The 18395-nt window shown below is 42.5% G+C and carries 18 protein-coding genes; 17 read left to right on the top strand and 1 reads right to left on the bottom strand.

Going from position 1 to position 18395, the window contains the following annotated elements:
• Positions 1-22 precede the first annotated feature (22 nt).
• Both H0W44_06920 and H0W44_06915 read left to right on the top strand, forming a co-directional pair.
• On the top strand, positions 23-943 hold the full coding sequence (locus H0W44_06920) for an SDR family NAD(P)-dependent oxidoreductase (GenBank protein ID MBA3582168.1): 921 nt from the start codon (positions 23-25) through the stop codon (positions 941-943).
• 601 nt (positions 944-1544) lie between these two features.
• Positions 1545-2099 (top strand): BON domain-containing protein, encoded by a 555-nt coding sequence (locus H0W44_06915; protein MBA3582167.1) that lies wholly within the window; start codon positions 1545-1547, stop codon positions 2097-2099.
• A 32-nt stretch (positions 2100-2131) separates the two neighbouring features.
• Here H0W44_06915 and galE read toward each other — a convergent pair whose 3' ends face one another.
• Positions 2132-3127, bottom strand: a complete 996-nt coding sequence (gene galE, locus H0W44_06910; GenBank protein MBA3582166.1) for a UDP-glucose 4-epimerase GalE — start codon at positions 3125-3127, stop codon at positions 2132-2134.
• 151 nt (positions 3128-3278) lie between these two features.
• On the opposite strand from galE, the gene H0W44_06905 reads away from it, so the two are divergent.
• The 15 genes from H0W44_06905 to H0W44_06835 all read left to right on the top strand — a co-directional run bounded on the left by H0W44_06905 (position 3279) and on the right by H0W44_06835 (position 18364).
• Positions 3279-4349: a GGDEF domain-containing protein gene (locus H0W44_06905; protein ID MBA3582165.1), complete on the top strand. Its 1071-nt coding sequence runs from the start codon at positions 3279-3281 to the stop codon at positions 4347-4349.
• Between the two features lie 247 nt (positions 4350-4596).
• The gene (locus H0W44_06900) at positions 4597-5964 is read left to right on the top strand and encodes a flagellin (GenBank protein MBA3582164.1); all 1368 of its coding nucleotides are present in this window, start codon (positions 4597-4599) and stop codon (positions 5962-5964) included.
• Positions 5965-6211: 247 nt separating this feature from the next.
• Positions 6212-6448 (top strand): flagellar protein FlaG, encoded by a 237-nt coding sequence (locus H0W44_06895; GenBank protein ID MBA3582163.1) that lies wholly within the window; start codon positions 6212-6214, stop codon positions 6446-6448.
• A 54-nt stretch (positions 6449-6502) separates the two neighbouring features.
• Positions 6503-7864, top strand: coding sequence for a flagellar filament capping protein FliD (gene fliD / locus H0W44_06890; GenBank protein ID MBA3582162.1), 1362 nt, complete (start codon positions 6503-6505; stop codon positions 7862-7864).
• A gap of 27 nt (positions 7865-7891) precedes the next feature.
• Positions 7892-8299: a flagellar export chaperone FliS gene (gene fliS / locus H0W44_06885; GenBank protein MBA3582161.1), complete on the top strand. Its 408-nt coding sequence runs from the start codon at positions 7892-7894 to the stop codon at positions 8297-8299.
• Between the two features lies 1 nt (position 8300).
• Entirely contained in the window at positions 8301-8615 is a 315-nt protein-coding gene (locus H0W44_06880) for a hypothetical protein (GenBank protein ID MBA3582160.1), read from the top strand.
• Positions 8616-8793: 178 nt separating this feature from the next.
• Positions 8794-10086 carry a sigma-54-dependent Fis family transcriptional regulator gene (locus H0W44_06875; protein ID MBA3582159.1) on the top strand — a complete coding sequence of 431 codons (1293 nt, stop codon included), beginning with the start codon at positions 8794-8796 and terminating at the stop codon, positions 10084-10086.
• A gap of 182 nt (positions 10087-10268) precedes the next feature.
• A complete protein-coding gene (locus H0W44_06870) occupies positions 10269-11492 on the top strand; it encodes a PAS domain-containing sensor histidine kinase (protein MBA3582158.1) in 1224 nt (407 codons plus the stop codon).
• Positions 11493-11513: 21 nt separating this feature from the next.
• On the top strand, positions 11514-12848 hold the full coding sequence (locus H0W44_06865; GenBank protein MBA3582157.1) for a sigma-54-dependent Fis family transcriptional regulator: 1335 nt from the start codon (positions 11514-11516) through the stop codon (positions 12846-12848).
• A gap of 16 nt (positions 12849-12864) precedes the next feature.
• On the top strand, positions 12865-13197 hold the full coding sequence (fliE, locus tag H0W44_06860; protein ID MBA3582156.1) for a flagellar hook-basal body complex protein FliE: 333 nt from the start codon (positions 12865-12867) through the stop codon (positions 13195-13197).
• Between the two features lie 10 nt (positions 13198-13207).
• Positions 13208-14842, top strand: a complete 1635-nt coding sequence (gene fliF / locus H0W44_06855; GenBank protein MBA3582155.1) for a flagellar M-ring protein FliF — start codon at positions 13208-13210, stop codon at positions 14840-14842.
• Positions 14835-15845, top strand: coding sequence for a flagellar motor switch protein FliG (fliG, locus tag H0W44_06850; GenBank protein ID MBA3582154.1), 1011 nt, complete (start codon positions 14835-14837; stop codon positions 15843-15845). The genes fliF and fliG overlap by 8 nt, the downstream gene beginning before the upstream one ends.
• Entirely contained in the window at positions 15832-16524 is a 693-nt protein-coding gene (locus H0W44_06845) for a flagellar assembly protein FliH (GenBank protein ID MBA3582153.1), read from the top strand. Before fliG ends, H0W44_06845 begins: the two co-directional genes overlap by 14 nt.
• Positions 16525-16532: 8 nt before the next feature.
• Complete coding sequence (fliI, locus tag H0W44_06840) at positions 16533-17900, top strand: flagellar protein export ATPase FliI (protein MBA3582152.1); 1368 nt, start codon at positions 16533-16535, stop codon at positions 17898-17900.
• Between the two features lie 11 nt (positions 17901-17911).
• Complete coding sequence (locus tag H0W44_06835) at positions 17912-18364, top strand: flagellar FliJ family protein (protein ID MBA3582151.1); 453 nt, start codon at positions 17912-17914, stop codon at positions 18362-18364.
• Positions 18365-18395: the final 31 nt, after the last annotated feature.

The raw sequence follows: 18395 nt of genomic DNA, 5'->3' as shown, positions 1-18395 counted from the left end.
CCTTGCTGTGAAGGAATGAAGGATGACTACGCAAAATTGGACTCTTAGCGATATTCCAGATTTAGTAAATAAGACGGTTGTTATCACCGGTGCAAACAGTGGGATAGGATTTGAAGTAACAAAATTATTGGCGGCTAAAAATGCTACCGTCGTGATGGCTTGTCGCGATATTAAAAAAGCCGAACAAGCAGTAAATCAAATTCGACAAACTCAATCCAATGCGCAGCTGTATGTTATGTCATTAGATTTAGCTAGCTTGCAGTCCATACGTGAGTTTGCCGCAGCATTTAAACAGCGTTATTCACAGATCAATATTCTGATTAATAATGCAGGCGTTATGAAAACACCGCAGTTGCAAACAGCTGAGGGCATCGAATATCAATGGGGCGTAAATCATATTGGGCATTTTGCTTTAACAGGACTATTGCTAGAAAAATTGCTATCCACGCCGAATTCAAGAATTGTTAGTGTTACTAGCATTGCTCATCAAATGGCTCAAACAATCATCGATACACCTGATGAAGTTCGCAAATACAATCCAATGAAAGCCTATGCGCAAAGTAAATTAGCTAATTTAATGTTCATATACGAATTGCAACGAAAGTTAGCCGCACATTCAGCAAACACCATTGCCGTAGCCGCGCATCCTGGGATATCGCCCACTCAACTTAATCAGCGGACTTACTCAAGCGCCGCAAGTGTTTATTTGGAAAAACTCTTGGGTCATAAACCTCAATACGCAGCGTTACCGATTGTAATGGCAAGTACACATGAAGATATCCACGGTGGTGACTATATTGGCCCCAGTGGATTTTTACAGTTAAAAGGCAAGCCGGGAAAGGTTGTTTCAAGTGCGCTTTCGCAGAATACAGCAGCCGCACAAACATTATGGGCAGCATCTGAACATTTAAGTGGCGTAGTATTTCAGTTCCGTAGAATATGATGAGCATTTGAATAGTTATCGATATTAAATATTCGTTTAAAAATAAAAAATAATATTTATCCTGAAGTATGGCAGTGTTGAAATAGAAGAAAAGTGAACTTATTCTTCAATTATTTATTAATAAACTAAGATAATTAAGATTCTTTATAAGATTTTTTAAAATGACATGAGATATGAAAAACAAAATTATTTTAAATTTTCTGGGGAAGTTCGTTGTCTTGTTGGTTTTATTTTTAATTATGTATGTTCTGCTTACTATTCCTGCCCTCGATAAGCTTTCAATAATTGATCCGAGACGCTGTAGCCATGCCATCACAGTTCAAGGTCTCTGATATATTGTCTGAATGTTGGCAACGCGTACCTATCAATAAAAACGCTCATTTAAATAGGAAGAAAATGCCGAAGCGTTTTTAGATATGAGCCAGTGAAGCTCTAAGAAATTAAATACATGGGTGAACGCGCGATGAGTGGCGAACCCATTAAAAAAGCAATAAAAACCACACTCGCTTTGTATGCCAACGCACAGACATGAAGGGCCTTTTCTCTAAAATAACAAGCATATGTTTTAAATTGATAATTTTATAAATCGCAGGAGCTTGTTATGAAAAACTATATTTATCCTTTAATGCTTAGCGCAATCGTTATATTAGGCGCATGCAACCAGAATGATCCAAATCCAGAGCCGACACCCACAACGGTTGGCACTAAAATTGACGATACTGTTATTACTACTAAAGTGAAATCCGCATTATTAAATGATGAAAATGTAAAAAGCTTTGATATTGCGGTTGAAACCCGCAAAGGCGTCGTAATGTTAAGCGGCTATGTCGATAGTTTGTCGCAGGTTGAACAAGCCATGGCTGTAACACGGGGTGTAGAAGGTGTTGTAGGGGTAGACAATGGCATGACAATTAAAGACGGCAATGTCAGTATCGGCAATAAAATAGACGATAGCGTTATTACCACGAAAGTGAAAACTGCCTTAATGGGTGATGACACAGTGAAGGGCGCGGATATTACAGTGGACACTAGTAAGGGCGAAGTTCAATTAAGCGGTTTCGTGAACAATAAAACTCAAATTGAACGAGCCATTCAAGTAGCTCGCACTGTTGAAGGTGTACAAAACGTGTTGAATAAAATGACGGTCAAAGAATAATTTTTATTATGAATTAAGCTTTATAGCCGACCTTATTCAAGGTCGGCTTTTAGTTTGCGTTCCCATGCTAATGATGTTTCTACAATAAAATCCAAATTATCAAACTGTGCTTGCCAGCCTAATACTTCACGAATGCGCGTGGCGTCTGCGATTAATGTTGGCGGATCACCCGCACGGCGTGCTTCTTCTTTGACCTTAATGGCTTTGCCATTGACGCGGTTAACGGCTTCTAAAACTTCGCGAACGCTGTAGCCATGGCCATAACCACAATTCAATGTTTCAGATACGCCGCCGTTGCGTAAATAATGCAGGGCATCAATGTGTGCGGCAGCTAAATCACTGACATGGATGTAATCGCGAACGCCAGTGCCATCGGCGGTGGCGTAATCGGTGCCGTAGATAAATAGTTGTTCGCGTTTGCCAACGGCAACTTCGCAGGCGACTTTGGTTAATAGTGTCGCGTTGCGTGTGGATTGGCCGATTTGGCCATCGGGATCAGAACCTGCGACGTTGAAATAACGCAGCACTACATAACGCAAAGCGGTTACCGCGGCTAAATCGCGCAATACCCATTCCGACATTAATTTTGAAGTACCGTAAGGATTTATCGGGGCCAAGGGATCTGTTACGCGACAAATACCCTCTTTGGGAATACCGTAAACCGCTGCGGTAGAGGAAAAAATGAAATGTTTGACGTTGCCGGCGTGGCAACAAGCCAATAAATTACGCGTGTTGCTGGTGTTATTAGCATAATAACTTAATGGATCGGCAACGGACTGCGGCACGATGGTGCTAGCCGCAAAATGCAGCACCGATTCGATCTGATAATCGCGCAAAACTTGATTAACCAGCTCAGTATCGCCCGTGTTGCCTTCGACAAAATCGCCGTATAACACGGCGGATTTAAAGCCCGTCGAAAGATTGTCGAGCGTGATAACACGTTCGCCTGCTTCACCGAGTAATTTAACAACGTGGCTGCCGATATAACCGGCGCCGCCCGTGACTAAAATGCCTGCTTTTTGTGCCATGTGAAATGCCATGCTTATTGGTGAAGCAGGCATTCTAGCAGAAGTGGCTATTGCGCCCAGCGGACTGTGAGGATTCAAAAATCTTACTTAAGCTTGCTCGCCAAATGCCGCTAGCGAATCATGGCTCACCCATAATACAGCAGGGATTGCGGTGGAATATAAGGAAAGCTTACATAAGGCATCGGAAATCACGCGGCAAGTGATTCAAGTTTTATCTAAATTAAACTTGCCGATGAATCCTGTTTATTACGCCATTTGGTATGAATACTTTTTAGGACGTTCGCCTGCGTTAACGCGTGAATTAGATAAAGTGCGCGGCGGTGAAATCCCATTGAATGATGATTTTGCCGACATTTTATTTATACGTTATGTCGCCAGCGCAGATATCGAACGTTTGTCGGCTATTGAACGCGATATTCAGCGTTTATTAGGCAATATTATGCAGCTCGTTAAAGACGCGGGCGGCAATGTTGAACGTTATGTGTCGGTTTTAAAAAATTCCAGTTGCTGTTTAACCGATGCGCATGATGTCCGTGAAATTCAAACCATCGTATCGGGTTTATTGAAAGAAACTGAAACCGTGCTGTATTCTCAGCAAAATTATCATGGCCGTTTAGATTCGACCGCGATGGAAATTCATAATCTACGTTCTGAATTAAGTCGGGTACGCGAAGAAGCCTCGCAAGATACGCTGACAGGTTTGGCTAATCGTAAAATGTTTAACGAAGCTATTAACAAAGCGGTTGAGCGCAATAAGTCAGAACAAGAAGATGTGTGTTTGTTGATGATTGATATTGACCACTTCAAAAATATTAACGACACGCACGGCCATATTATTGGTGATCAAGTATTAAAGTTTGTTGCTAGTTTACTGAAACAATCGGTGAAAGGGCGCGATTTGGTGGCGCGTTATGGTGGTGAAGAATTCAGCATTATTCTCTGGCAAACACCGCTGATAGGTGCAGTGAGTTTGGCAGAAAATATTCGCAATAATATTGAACAAAGTGCGTTTAAGCGCAAAGAGTCGGGTCAAACCTTAGGCAAGATTACGATTTCTATAGGCGTAGAAATTGCGCGGCCAGGCGATAACGCAGAGTCTTTAATTGAACGTGCTGATAAAGCGCTGTATTACTCGAAACGTAATGGCCGCAATAAAGTCACGACGGCAGAAGAAAGCGCTATGAAAGCGTTAAATTCCAACGTGAAAAAAGAAGTCGGTTAATTAACCAATAAGCTTTAAATTAATTAAAGAAATATCTCAGGCTGCCGCTCGGCGCCGCGCTCTTAGACAGGCTCGTAATCGCTATAAAAACAGGGCAAGTCTACAACTCAAAATTTGTCAAATAAAATTTAAAGATTGTTTTTGTGGTGCCGATACGTTTAACAAGGACGAAGAAAACGCTTCGTCAGTGTTGTGAGAAATCACGTTAAACCCGACGAAACAGGGTCTCAAAAAGGAGTACGCTGCAATGCCGCAAATTATTAACACTAATATCTCATCACTTACTGCGCAACGGAATTTAAATCGTTCACAGTCTTCATTACAAACGACTTTGCAACGTTTATCTTCTGGTCTGCGTATTAACTCAGCAAAAGATGACGCTGCTGGTTTAGCTATTTCAGAACGCTTTACAACTCAGATTCGCGGGTTGAATCAAGCGGTACGTAATGCTAACGACGGTATTTCTTTTGCTCAAACCGCTGAATCAGCATTAAGCACGGTAAGCGATTCGTTACAACGAATTCGTGAACTTGCTATTCAGTCTGCTAACGACACCAACTCAGCAACCGATCGCCAAGCGTTGAATAATGAAGCGCAACAATTAATTGCTGAAGTAAACCGTGTTGCTAACGCTACCCAATTTAACGGTAACAATATTTTGGATGGATCGCTCAGCAACTTAGTGTTCCAAGTGGGCGCGAATCAAAACCAAACTATCTCAGTTGATGGCGTTGATTCACGTACCTCACAATTAGGTGCTCGCGTTTCACAATCAGGCTCTATTGATGCAACCGCATTAGCCGCCGCTATTACAGCGGATAACTTGGTTGTACAAGGTAGCTCAGTGGACTTAAGCGCAGCCACCACAATTAACGAGGTGGTTACCGCGATTAATGCAGTGTTTGGTAATAGCGGTGTGCAAGCTACTAAAGCTACATCGGTTACTACCGAAGCATTAACTTACACCGCTGATGCTGCTGCACGTACGATTACGTTGAATGGCGTGCAAGTTAGTATCGGTGCTGCCGCTACTCGTGATGCGACCGTGACTGCATTAAATCAATTAACCAACCAAACTAACGTAACGGCAACGGCTTCTGGCGCTGGCGCTATTATCTTAAGCAATAGCGACGGTTCTGATATCGTATTAGATGATAATGCGACGGCAGCGTTAGGTGGTGATGAAACTTTTCATGCGGGTATTGTTTTAGCATCAGATGTATCTACCACTAGCTTTTCTGTATCAGGTACGTTCGCCGTGCAAACCGGTGGCACCGCATTAGGTGCATCACAAGCGAATGAAACACTCGCTGGTGTTGATGTGTTGACACGTGCTAACGCTACCACAGGTTTACGCGCACTCGACTTTGCTTTGCAACAAGTTAATACCTTACGTTCTGAATTAGGCTCTGTGCAAGTTCGTTTTGAATCTACCATTTCAAACTTGTCAGTGACTTCAGAAAATCTGTCAGCCGCTCGTTCACGGATTCAAGATGCAGATTATGCAAAAGAAACCGCTGAATTAACGCGTACTCAGATCTTGCAACAAGCAGGTATTTCAATCTTAGCGCAAGCGAATGCAGTACCTAGTAACGTGTTAGCACTGTTGCAATAAAGTAATAGGCCGTCGGAAGATGAAGTTACGCTTCATCTTCCATTCGGTTTTTAATAACGTAATGAGGATATAAATAGTCGAGGATATCAATATGAGTACCGATATTTCTACGAAAATGGATTATGTTCGCCGTCCGCAGGAGGCGAATTTTTCGCCGTTTGCAAAACCAGGCAAAGGTTTGCCGGTTGATGGTGAAGTATTGCCAGCCCAAACGGATATTGAGCATCCTGTCCCCGGCATTGCTGAAATGCGTGAATTAACCAACGCATTTAATGCCAGCATTCAAGCAACTAAACATCAGCTGCAATTTAGTTTAGATGATGCGAGTGGCAAAACGATTATCAAAGTAATTGATAGTGCTACCGATAAAGTAATACGCCAATTTCCACCCGAACAAGTCGTAGCCGTTGCGCGCGCTATTAAAGCATCGTTAAGCGAAGACGGTGGCGAGCCTTTGGGTGTGTTGTTAGAAGCCAAAGGCTAAAACGGCACTGATTTTGCTGATGCTTAGGCACGACGTTGTTTTGAGGGTGCCATTATGGTTGGTTCTACGGGAATTAGTTCTCCAGGCATAGGTTCTGGTATAGACGTGAATTCATTAGTAACCCAGCTCATGAAGCTGGAAGCTAAGCCCTTGCAAGCGCTGCAAAGCAAAAAAAATGACATTCAAGTTCAAGTAAGTTCGCTCGGTAAACTTAAAAGTAGTCTGGCAACTTTTCAAACTGCGGTACAAACGCTGGGCGAAACCAATGCCTTTAATAATTATTTAACCAGCAGTTCCGATAACGCGATTGTCACCGCCAGCGCGGATGCAACCGCAGCAGCGGAAACGCATACCATCAATGTTACTCAATTAGCGACTACGCATCGTCTCGCATCAAAAACCTACACAGATTCTGCCACCGTTGTTGGCACCGGCAGTTTAACGATTAATGCGGGCGCGACTTCACTAAATTTAACGATCGATAATAGCAACAATACCTTAGCGGGTATTCGTGATGCTATTAATAATGCCAGTGCTAATAATGCAGTAACCGCCAGTTTAATTAACGAAGATGGCGGTACGCGATTAGTCTTAACCGCTAAACAGAGCGGTTTAGATAATGCCATTGAAGCCATTGTTGTTGATGATGACACTAATAACCTTGATTTAAATGGATTGTCGGCTTTGTCCTATACCACCGGCGCCAATAGTTTATCGGTAGTGAATGTCGTGAAAAATGCGATAGTGGAAGTTGATGGTTTTACGATTACGCGTTCTAGTAATGCTATTAATGGCGTGATTAGCGGCATTACTTTAAATTTAAAAGATGCAGGCCTTGCTACTATTACGACCAGTAAAAACACGGGGGCGATCAGTAAAAAAGTCGATACCTTAGTAAAAGCCTATAACGATGCAATCAAAGTAATACGCGATTTAAGGAAAGGTGCCTTGGCGAATGATGGCATGCTACTGACCTTAGAATCACGCATGAAAGATGTATTTTTAAATAAAGCCAATATAAGTAGCAGTATCACGTATGGCTTTGAAGTTGGATTTGAATTTGATGATGCGGGTAAATTATCAATTAACGCCAGCAAATTCGATGCGGCAATTGGCAGTAACTTAGCAAGCTTACAAAGCTTCTTTGATACCAGTAATGCCGGCAGCTTGGGTGAAAAGCTCGATACTTTTATTAATAGCTATGTCAAATCAGACGGCGTGATTTCCTTGCGCACGAATGCCTTAAACAGCCGCACCAAACAAGTAGACTCGCGTATTGAGCAAACTAGTTATCGTTTAGAGCAAACTGAAAAGCGTATGTATGCAAAATTTACGGCTCTGGATAGCTTAATGGGACAATTGCAAACAACTAGCAATTATTTAACTCAACAATTAACTGCGCTGACCGCTAAGTAATAAATAACCACATCAAGGAGTTGTAACATGAGTTTTAGCGCTTATCAGCAAGGACTAAAAGCTTATCGGCAAAGCAATACCTACGCAGGTGTTGAATGCGCGGATCCGCACCACTTAATTGAAATGTTATTAAATGGCGTCTCCGAGCATATGGCGAAAGCGCGCATGGGTATGCGCATGCGTGATACGGTCATGAAGTGTTCATCTATTGATAAGTCTATTGCGATCTTGGATGCTTTGCGCAGTTCGCTAGATTTTGATAATGGCTTAGAAATCGCGAAAAATTTAGACGAATTATATGACTACATTCAACGCACGATTATTGACGCAAAACTTAATAACGATGAAAAGGCGATGGAAAGCGTAGCGGATCTTATTAACACCATTCGACAAGCATGGGTTTCTATACCTACGGATCAGCGTAAGCAGTTTTAATATGTCGCTCACATTACAAAAAGAAATCGATAGTCTGGTTAGCGACAATCAACGGTTGTTGTCGCTAGCACAAGAAGCCGATTGGGAAACCTTAAATTTGCAAATACGCGAATTGCATGGTCGTTACGAACGACTTTTTGCAAATGTGCCGGTTACCGAGTTATTAAATTATGTTAGCTTGCTACAAGCGCTTGCCGACATTGATTTGCAAGTGTTGGAAATTGCGCGCCAAGCGCGTGAAGAATTATTAAACGAAACCGCACAAAATAAACGCGCCAAAAAAATGTTAGGTGCATACACTCAACAAAATTTTTGACAGGCAATTGACGACCGCGCCAAAAAGCCGATCAAAGGCTATCAAATTTTAGATTTCAAATAATGTGTGTTGAATTTTAGATAGCATTAGTTTGACGTTTAAGTAAACTAACTCCACTGCTACTGACAAGGAATTGTCGGTTTGAAAATAAAAAGTTCAATATGCCTTGGAGGCGATCATGGAAGATCATACCGTTTATGTTGGTGTTGCTAACGAAGCCATTTCTCACGCATGGCAAACTAATCCCAGCATATCTGCGAATTTATTAAAAGACAGTAACGTTTATTCCTCGAATCCACCGCACACAAATTCTATTATTACCGCTGGTAGCAGCAAACTCCGTAAAACTCCCGCCACTTTAGTGTCGCTCGATGGCCAAAGTGATGCGATTAATCGTGTGCGTCAATTAATCGCTAAGGTCGCTAAAACCAATGCTAGCGTTTTAATTCTGGGTGAATCCGGCACGGGTAAAGAAATTGTCGCGCGCGAAATTCATCGATACTCCTTACGCTGTAATAACACCTTTGTGCCAGTGAATTGCGGCGCCATTCCTTCCGAGCTGATGGAAAGCGAATTGTTTGGTCATGAAAAGGGTGCATTTACCGGCGCGTTGAATTCTCGTCCGGGACGTTTTGAGATGGCAGAAAGCGGCACCTTATTTTTAGATGAAATAGGTGACATGAGCTTAGATATGCAAGTCAAGTTATTGCGTGTGTTACAAGAGCGTACCTTTGAACGTGTGGGCAGCAATAAAACTCAAGTCGCCGACGTCAGAATTTTAGCCGCAACGCACCGTCGCTTAGAAGAACGGATTCGGGCTAATCAGTTCCGTGAAGATTTATATTATCGTTTAAATGTTTTCCCCATCGAAATGCCGCCCTTGCGTTCGCGCAAAGAAGATTTGCCGGTATTAATTAATGCCTTGATCTTAGATTTATCGCATGTGCGTGACGCTATTGTGCTCAGTGATGATGCTTTAGATGCATTGATGGCGTATGAATGGCCGGGAAATATTCGTGAATTATCCAATGTCATTGAACGTTTATGTATTTTATATCCTGGTGAAATTGTTACGGCTGATATGTTGCCAGAAAAATTTCATGGCTTTGCCAGTGGTTATTTTCTACATCCGCCGGTGCAATTAGAATTCACTGCACCACGGCGCGTCAGTAACCCTCAAGCCGCTACTGCTGCGGCTACTGCGACCCCTATATCGCCTAATATGCCGACAAATGTAAATAATGAAATAACTTCCAGCCATTGCACGCCGCAACAATTATTAGCGAAAGTACGTTTAGCGGCTGACGGCGTTGATCTCAAAAACTTTCTCGCTGATTTGGAAAAAGATTTATTGCAACAAGCGCTAGATAAATCCGAAGGCGTGGTAGCGCAAGCCGCTAAGTTATTAGGCTTGGGTAGAACTACTTTGGTTGAGAAGTTACGAAAATACGGTATGCAGCGTTTGGCATAAGCGCCAGCTTAAAACCAGCGTAATAAAAATGGCGGTGTCGTCTTTTTGACAATAGCAGTAGGCACATATATTGCAAAGATAGAAATGTAGCGAAATGTAGTGCAAATGATAAGGAATATTGGCAAGGAGCCAGCTTTCTTACTCAGGATTAAACAGGCAATAACACGATAGGGATATTGGATATGAGCAAGCCGGTCGATGGCATCTCGCCACAAGCAAAATTAGAACAAGTCTTTGACGCGTTTAATCATGTATCCGCAACACTGACGAGTCATTATCAAGAACTGCAACTCAAAGTTGAAACCTTGACCTTGCAATTATCCAAAGCTCAAGACGAACGTTTAAAAGAATTACACGCTAAAGAAAAACTAGCGACGCGCTTACAAACGCTCATTTCTGCATTGCCCGGCGGTGTGTTAGTCATTGATGAAACTGGCATTATTACTGATTGTAATGTAGCAGCAGAAAAGTTATTAGAACCTCGCTTACGTGGCCAATATTGGCAAAATATTATTCAACGCCACATGACAGCCGATGAATCACCTACCGGTGAAGTTAAGTTACGCAATGGCCATTTAATTAATTTAGCCTTAAAAAACCTAGAAGGTAGTGCAGAGCGCTTAGTCTTGCTCAGCGATATCACTGCATCACGCGGCCTACAAAGTAGTTTGCAACATCAAGAGCGTTTAGCGGGTTTGGGCCGCATGGTGGGAGAATTAGCGCATCAGTTGCGTACGCCACTGGCTTCCGCTTTTTTATATGTAGGCAATTTACAGCGCGAAAATGTGGGTTTGCATGAACGCAAACGTGTAACGGGTCGAATTCAACAATGTTTATATACGATGGAAGCTACGATCAATGATTTGTTGTTGTTTGTAAAAGGCCACCAAACAGACAAACAAAATATTAATCTGCTCAGTTTGTTCGAGCAATTAAAAGCCACTTTTTTGCCTATTGCCGAACGCCAACATATTACTCTTAGTATTGATAACCAAGCCGGTAACGTTAATTTAGAAATTAATTCTGCGGCTTTTTTGGGCGCTTTGCATAATATTTGTAACAACGCCATCGAAGCCGGTGGTGCGGGTACCCATATTAAAATTCAAACTCGTCATCTTGGAAATTTGCTTGAATTACGTATCAGCGATAACGGGCCTGGCATTGCCGATCAACATCGACAACATATATTCGAACCATTCTTTACCACCCGTGCAAATGGTACTGGTTTAGGTCTGGCTATTGTTAAAACAGTTATTGAGTTGCACGAAGGTAGCGTGAATGTCGCTAGTGCTTTAGAAGGTGGTGCATGTTTTGTTATTACCTTGCCACAAATAAAAAGCAATAAAGATTTTCTATCGAGTTATCCCGCACCGACACGTCGGGTACCTAGTAAACGATTGAATTGAATATAACGTGAGGCAATCAATATGAACAATAATCACGTGCTCATTGTTGAAGATGATGAGGAATTACGTCAAGCCTTAGCGGATACTTTAGAACCGCATTACACGGTGCATTGTGTAGGCAACGGCGCCGCGGCATTAGCATCTATTGCCGAGAGCCGACCCGCGGTAATACTCAGCGATGTGCAAATGCAGCCGGTGGATGGTTATGAGTTACTTAAAAAAATTCGCCAACAAGGTTTAGAAATACCCGTGATATTAATGACCGCTTATGCAACAGTAGAACGCGCGGTTAATGCCTTGCATGCAGGCGCTAATGATTATTTAGTAAAGCCGTTTAATAGCGCAGATTTGTTAGATGTGTTGGCGAAATACACTGAAAACACAGTTGTTGCTAGTTTTGCTAATAATGAAATCGCAGTTGATGCGGCTAGTCAAAAAACTTTTGAGTTAGCTAAAAAAGTCGCGCGCAGTGATATTGCCGTCATGATTGCTGGTGAAAGTGGTACCGGTAAAGAAGTATTGGCACGTCATATTCACGCCGCTTCTACCCGTGCGGCGGGTGCTTTTGTGGCCATTAACTGTGCGGCTATTCCTGAAAATATGCTGGAAGCGGTTTTGTTTGGTTATGAAAAAGGGGCTTTTACGGGCGCTATTGCGCGTACGCCGGGAAAATTTGAACAAGCACAAGACGGTACATTATTGTTAGATGAAATTTCAGAAATGGATTTAAATCTACAAGCAAAATTATTACGCGTCTTGCAAGAACGTGAAGTTGAGCGTTTAGGCGGACGCGAACTAATAAAACTAAATGTGCGCGTCTTAGCGACGACCAATCGGGATTTAAAATTAGCCGTTGCGCAAGGCACATTTCGTGAAGACTTGTATTATCGGCTGAATGTATTTCCTTTAACAACCGTGCCTTTGCGCGCGCGTAAAAACGACATTATTCCATTAGCCGAATATTTTATTCGCCGATATGCTTATTCTAATTTGCCATTATTAAGTCCTTTGGCAAAACATGAGTTAATGCAATACGCGTGGCCCGGTAATGTTCGTGAATTAGAAAATGCAGTGCAGCGTGCGCTAGTCGTATGTAATGGCGACATGATTGAAGCGTTAGATTTTCAATTGGACAGCGATGTTGAGTCAACTGATGCTATGGTTCATGCGCAAGAACCCGCAGATGCATCTTTATCCTTGTTGAATAAAAAACATGAAAGCGAAGTTATTTTAGAAGCTTTGCAAGCAGGCAGCGGCAGTCGCAAATTAGCGGCGGAACGATTAGGCATTAGCCCGCGCACTTTGCGTTATAAATTATCAAGAATGCGCGAAATGGGCATTTTAATTCCAGCGTAATAGGGATGGCATCGACATGAATGAAATTAATGTCAGTGATGTATTAAAAGAACTTCGTCAATTATCCAAACAAAGTGGCTTGGATGGCTTTGAAAATAGCATGCCAATTGGTGATGCTACTGAGCGCGCGGGCTTTACAGATTTGTTGAAGCAATCGCTTAACGAAGTGAATGACGTACAAAAAAGTGCAAGTGAGTTAGCCACTGCGTTTGAAAGTGGTGATCCTAATGTAGAGCTTTCCAGCGTTATGATTGAAATGCAAAAAGCGCGCATTTCGTTCGAAGCGCTTAATCAAGTAAGAAATAAATTAATTTCAGCGTATCAAGAAGTCATGAACATGCAAGTTTAGGTGAGGTTTTATGGCTGACAGCCGCGGATATACAGCACGTGCACCTGGTTTCTCCATTAATATGGCTGGCGTATTCCAGCATATGGGAACCTTATTTGGTTTAGCTGCGGCATTAGCGATTGGTGTAGGCATTGCGTTGTGGTCATTAAAACCTTCGTATACCCCCGTGTTTAATAGTATGAGTGGCCGAGATGCAACTGAAATGGTTGACGCTTTGCGTTCGAGTAATATCCCATATCAAATTGATGAAAAATCTGGTTTGGTGTTGGTGCCAACTGATCAAGCCCAACAAGCGCGCATGCAATTATCTTCCGCAGGCATAACGGAGGGTTCTGCTGAAGGTTTGGAAATTTTACGCAAAGACAGTAGTTTAGGCACCAGTCAATTTATTGAAACCGCGCGTTATCAACATGCTTTAGAAACCGAATTAAGTCGCAGTATTTCTTCAATGCGTAATATCGAAGCAGCACGTGTGCATTTAGCTATTCCGAAACAAAGTGTGTTTGTGCGTAATCAATCTCAAACAACGGCGTCAGTTTTATTAAAAACCAAGCCTGGACGTTCCTTAGAAGACGGGCAAATATTAGCCATTGTTAATGTAGTTGCGTCCGGCGTACCTTATTTAGAAGCGTCACGCGTAACGATCGTAGATCAATTTGGACGTTTATTATCTTCACGCACCTCTGATGAAAATATGGGCTTAACGCGCAGTCAATTTGATTATAGTCGACAAGTAGAAAGTGAATACACGCAACGTATTGAATCATTGTTAACGCCTATTGTTGGTTATGGTCGCGTTAAAGCAGAAGTTAATGCAGAAATAGATTTCACTACGAATGAAGCCATGTTAGAAACATTTACGCCGGCTAACGATAAAATTCGTTCTGAAAAAGTACAAGAAACACAAAGTAACAATGCCTTAGGCGCAGCCGGTGTACCCGGCGCGTTATCGAATACGCCGCCAGCAGGTGCGAGTTTAACGCCTGAAACAGCAGAAGATGAAACTAAAACTACCGGCAATAGCAGTCGCAGTACTATGCGTAATTATGAATTAGATAAAACGATTCGTAGAACGCGTCAAGCTCAAGGAACTTTACAGCGTTTAAGTGTGGCTGTGGTAGTAGATGACCATGTCGTCAAAAGCAAAAAAGGTGGCAAAGAACAACGCACACCACTGACACCTGAAGAAATTGAACGAATTAATAATTTAGTGAAAGAAGCGATTGGTTTTCGTGAAGCACGAGGTGATAGCGTAGTCGTTCTTAATAGTGCATTTCAATCTGAAGAAATTGTTGAAAAAGTCGTACAAGAGCCTATTTGGAAACAAGCCTGGGTGTGGAGTGCGATTAAACAAGTGGCGGGTGCAGGTGTAGTGTTATTTATTTTATTCGGCATCGTGCGACCGGCATTGCGCAGTTATGTGAATAAAACGCCCGCAGGCGCTGCTGATGTTGCGGGCGCTAAAGGTACCTTGGCGATTGCGGGTAATACACAAGCTGCATTAACACGTAATCAAGATCCATCGCAATTGCCCGCACCCTTACATGTGTATGGTGATATTTTAAATATGGCACGAGCAATGGCCACCGATGATCCCAAACGAGTTGCTAAAGTAGTAAAGGATTGGGTTGGCGATGATGGCTGATGGTGAGCTACCCAAACTAAATGGCGCGCAACGCGCCGCTTTATTACTAATGGCGTTGGGTGAAAACCAAGCCGCTGAAGTGCTCAAGCATATGTCGCCTAAAGAAGTGCAAATGCTCGGCACGACGATGCGCGAATTTAATAATGTTACACAACCACAAATTGCCGCGGTATTAGATGAGTTTGCACAAAGCGTCGGTAATCAATCGTCGCTGAGTATCGGCGCTGATGATTATTTGCGCAAAGTATTGAATCGAGCCTTGGGTAAAGAAAAAGCCGGCAGTATCTTATCGCGCATTTCGATGGGCGCGAATACCAAAGGACTAGACACTTTAAAATGGATGGATCCGCGCATGATCGCGGAGTTGATAAAAAAAGAACATCCACAAATTATTGCCATTGTGATGGTGTATCTGGATAAAGAGCAAGCAGGCGCAGTATTAGGTTTGTTGCCAGAAGACATACGCGGTGACGTGGTTATGCGCATTGCTAATCTCGATGGTATTCATCCATCAGCGTTACTCGAATTAGATTCATTGCTGAATACGCGCTTTAGTGGTGACTTTGAAACTAAAGTAGCCAATGTGGGCGGTACACGGGTCGCGGCGGAAATTCTTAATAGTTTAAAAGGTAAATTAGGCGAAAGTGTCGTTAGTCAACTCGATGAAATTGATGCTGAAGTCAGTTCTAAAATTCAAGATCAAATGTTTATTTTTGAAAATTTATTAGATATCGACGACCGCGGCATGCAAACTTTATTGCGGGATGTTTCAACTGATAAATTAGTGTTGGCGTTAAAAGGCTCTAGTGTCGAAATGCAAGATAAAGTATTTAAGAATATGTCAAAACGCGCAGCTGAAATGTTGCATGACGATTTAGAATCGCGTGGCCCGGTCAAATTGTCGGAAGTCGAAGAGGCGCAGCGTGAAATTTTAACCACTGCGCGAAAGCTCGCCGATGATGGAAAAATCATGTTAGGTGGCGGAGGTGATGACTTTGTCTAACGTTATCACCAAAGATAAACTCGGTGATGCGAAGCGTTGGTCTATGCCCGGCGTGGATGCCGCGAAAGCGCCGCAGCGCGATTTAAATGTAAAAGATTACATCGAAGGTCTTGCTGCGTTAGGCGGAAAATTACCGACCAGTCGTGATTTGGAAAAACTACAACAGCAAGCGTACACGGAAGGTTATCAAGCAGGACATGCTGAAGGTTTGCAAGCGGCTGAGTTAGAAATACAGCAATCTATAGAATGGTTACGCAATACTTTAAAAGCATTGGAATCACCGATGCAGGATTTTGATCAAAATGTTAAACAAGAATTAGCGCAATTAGCTATCGCTATTGCGAAACAAGTCATTAAAGCGGAAATTAAACAAAATCCAGAAGATATTGTGTCCATTGTTAATGAAGCGATTGATGCTGTGCCTCCAGGTAGTAATCGTTTACATATTCATCTTAATCCTGCCGATGTTGCAAAAGCCCAAGAACATTTACAACAAAAAAACGCTACTACTGCTTGGGACTTTGTCGCGGATGCTGCGATTACGCGCGGTGGCTGCAAAGTGTTTGGTGATACCGCCTGTGTTGATTGTACGCTGGAAGTACGCATTGCAAAAATTGCTGCAAAGTTTCTCGATATTGCGGAAGAAGATAATAACGCTGTTGGTCAATTGTCAGTATAAATTTTAAAATGCAAACACCGACTAAAAATATTGATTGGCAACGTTTTCTGATTCAGTGTCGTAATGAATTAGCAACGCCTACGCCGACCTTAGAAGGACGGCTAACGCGTATTATTGGTTTGACATTAGAAGCGACAGGTTGCCAAGCAGCGATTGGTAGTCGTTGTTTTATTGAGGCAGCGCACAATCGTTCCATTGAAGCAGAAGTAGTGGGCTTTGCGGAAGGCCGTACTTTTTTAATGCCGATTGGTGACATGCACGGTTTAATTCCGGGTGCGCGCGTGATCACTAGCGATAAACACGATGATGTGCCAGTCGGGCAACAATTATTAGGTCGAGTATTAGATGGCACGGGGCAACCTTTAGATAATCGCGGGCCTTTAAAAATCGATGAATATCGTCCTTTGAGCGGTATTCCGATTAATCCTTTATCAAGACAACCGATCAACGAAGCATTAGATGTAGGCGTGCGCGCAATCAATGGTTTGTTAACGGTGGGTCGTGGCCAACGTATGGGTTTGTTTGCGGGCAGCGGTGTTGGTAAAAGTATGCTGCTCGGCATGATGACAAAATACACGCGCGCTGATGTTATTGTGGTGGGGCTCATTGGCGAACGCGGTCGTGAAGTAAAAGAATTTGTCCAAGAAATATTAGGTACTGAAGGTTTAGCGCGTTCAGTAGTAATTGCGGTACCAGCCGATCATTCGCCTTTATTGCGTGTACATGGCGCCTTGTTAGCAACCGCAATTGCAGAATATTTTCGTGATCAAGGATTACAAGTTTTATTGTTGATGGATTCGTTAACGCGTTTTGCACAAGCACAACGTGAAATCGCTTTAGCGATTGGTGAGCCGCCTGCGACGAAAGGTTATCCGCCGTCCGTATTTGCTAAAATCCCACAGTTAGTTGAACGTGCAGGGAATAGTGATGTAGGACAAGGTTCGATCACCGCGTTTTACACCGTATTAACGGAAGAAGATAGTAAAAGCGATCCTATCGCAGATGCGGCGCGCGCTATTTTAGATGGACATATTGTATTGTCCCGCAGTATTGCTGAAGGTGGACGTTATCCCGCTATTGATATGGAAGCTTCTGTTAGTCGTTTAATGCATGTTATTTCAAATAGCGAACATCAAAAACTAGCGATTCGTTTTCGTCGTTTGTATTCAAAATATGAAGCTAATCGTGATTTGATCAATATCGGCATGTATCAAGAAGGCAGCGATCCTGAATTAGATCAAGCGATTTTATTAAGAAACAATATGACCGGCTATTTAAGTCAGCACATGCATCAAGCGATTGACATGCCGCAAAGTTTGCAAGGTCTGCGGCAAGTTTTTGCTGATCAGCCCGATCTAAATACATTGAGTAGTTAATTGTACGCAGTATGAAAAAATTTAAACAGCTAAGTACCGCGAGCCATATCAAAGAAGCCGTAGAGAAAAAAAAAGCCCAAGAAATAGCGGTGTTATTAACTCAAAAGAAAGCGATGGATGCACAGCTTAAAGAGTTGGTTAATTATTGCGAAGAATTTGCACGTAAAAATACACTGGCTCAATTAAATGGCGGTATGGGGATTACCGAATTGCAAATTCAGCGAGCTTTTCTCAATCGGGTCAGTGCTGCAATAGAATATCAAAATAAACAAATTAGCCAGTTAATGCAAAAAATAGATCAACTCGTCAGCGAATGGCAAAGAGCGCATATTGATCAAAAAGCCTTGCATAAAATGTTGTTGTTGTTGCAAAAAGAAGAAGAACAAAGCGAAGATAGGCAAGTGCAAAATGAATCCGATGATCGTGCCATTCAGCAATTCTTAGAAAAACATCAAATATCATAAGCCCACTTAATCCCCTTTAATTTCAGTGACA

The organism is Gammaproteobacteria bacterium (assembly GCA_013817245.1).
Lineage (GTDB): Bacteria > Pseudomonadota > Gammaproteobacteria > HTCC5015 > HTCC5015 > JACDDA01.
This window is presented reverse-complemented; position numbering and strand designations above follow the sequence as displayed.